A 1,374-nucleotide genomic window follows, 5' to 3' on the forward strand; every position below is an offset into this window, starting at 1 on the left:
AACACGATCGCGGTGAACACTGCCCGGTCGTCCACACGCGACATTCCACCGCCCTGTGGGCGTGCCTTTCCCGCCGGGATCAGCGGTTCGACCAGTACCCACAACTCGTCCGGCACCAGCCGCCGTGACAACTCATTCATCACAATTCACGATCTTGCCCGGACGTCAACCAAAATCCAAGTGAGACACGCTCTAAGAGGACCCTGCTGACCGGTCCAAAATGGAACCGGCTGGCCGCCGCGTTTCCCGATCCACGCGTGAAGTAGGGCCCGGGCAGTGCGCGGCAGCGGCACTTCCCGGACCTCGTCGCTGTCGCCGCGCAGGCGGATCCGGAGTGGGACAGCCGTGAGCCTGACTTCGTCGAGCTCGAGGCGGGCGCATTCATCAACCCGCGCGCCGGCGTCAAGCAACACCGCGATGATCGCCGCGTCACGGGTGCCCCGGCGTCGCGCGGCGCGCGCCAACGCTGTCCTCTCGACCGCGCTGAGTACGTCGGGATCGCCGCGCCGTGGTCGTCGAACGCGCGTGGCGTTGATCCGCCAGCTCCAGCGGCGTTCGTAGAGCCACGTGACCGCGTCGAGCGACTGGTTCACCGCGCTCGGGCCGGACGTTGTGGCGAGCAGCAGGTGCTCGCGCCACGCCTCGACGGCGGCCCCGGCCGCGTCACGGTCTGTGAAAGCCGCCGGGTGCTGTGCGGCGTTGTCGCGCACCCAGGTGATGTAGGCATCGGCCCGACGCCGGTACACCTCGGTCGTGACCGTGGAGGGCGTGCCCCGGGGACGGCCTCGCCCGCGGATCGTTGCCCCGGCGGCTTCGAGGCGCATGCGCATAACCGCAACCGGCACCCCGTACTTCGTCGCCAGCGCCGCGAGGCTAATGTGCTGGTACTCCTCGACCATATCGGCAGTCGCCTCGCGTGGCGGATGCCGATGCCGCGGCGGCTCGCTGCGAATGTCCACCCCTTCAGCGATCGGCAACGTGCAAAGACCCTGCTACGTAACGTCGTACTCAGCGGTGATTTCGTGGAGTGACCTGTGGGAATAGAGGCTTTTCACGAACGGGCCCGGCGCAGGAGGCAATGGCTTCTTCATCTGCGTAGTCATTTCCGTGGTAGCTGCCTGATCCAGCGTGCTAGTGTCGCGTGTCGTTAGTTGTTTGACGGTTGGGTGGGTGTCAGAATGCGGCATGGCGAATCGACCGGCTGCGGCGTTGTCTCTTCGTGATGGTGATCGTGAGCGGTTGCTGTCGTTGACCAGGAGTTCGTCGGTGCGGGCGGGTGTGGCGCAGCGGGCGCGGATCGTGCTGCTGGCCGCCGAGGGTGTGGCGAACAGTGTGATCGCCGAACGGGTCGGGGTGTCGCGGCCTACCGTGATC

2 protein-coding genes and 1 pseudogene are annotated in these 1,374 nt (G+C 66.7%); 1 reads left to right on the top strand and 2 read right to left on the bottom strand.

The genetic code is table 11. The annotated features are described in order from the left end of the window. Together AB0F91_RS47205 and AB0F91_RS47210 are read right to left on the bottom strand one after the other, a co-directional pair. Positions 1 to 143 (bottom strand): annotated as a pseudogene (locus AB0F91_RS47205) (IS5/IS1182 family transposase); the annotation flags it as partial. A 3-nt stretch (positions 144 to 146) separates the two neighbouring features. Then, positions 147 to 977, bottom strand: coding sequence for a tyrosine-type recombinase/integrase (locus AB0F91_RS47210; RefSeq protein WP_360609070.1), 831 nt, complete (start codon positions 975 to 977; stop codon positions 147 to 149). A 208-nt stretch (positions 978 to 1,185) separates the two neighbouring features. Here AB0F91_RS47210 and AB0F91_RS47215 point away from each other — a divergent pair. Beyond that, positions 1,186 to 1,374, top strand: a 189-nt coding sequence (locus tag AB0F91_RS47215) for a helix-turn-helix domain-containing protein (protein ID WP_360609072.1), incomplete at its 3' end; no start/stop codon positions are given.

Source organism: Amycolatopsis sp. NPDC023774 (genome assembly GCF_040639695.1).
Lineage (GTDB): Bacteria > Actinomycetota > Actinomycetes > Mycobacteriales > Pseudonocardiaceae > Amycolatopsis.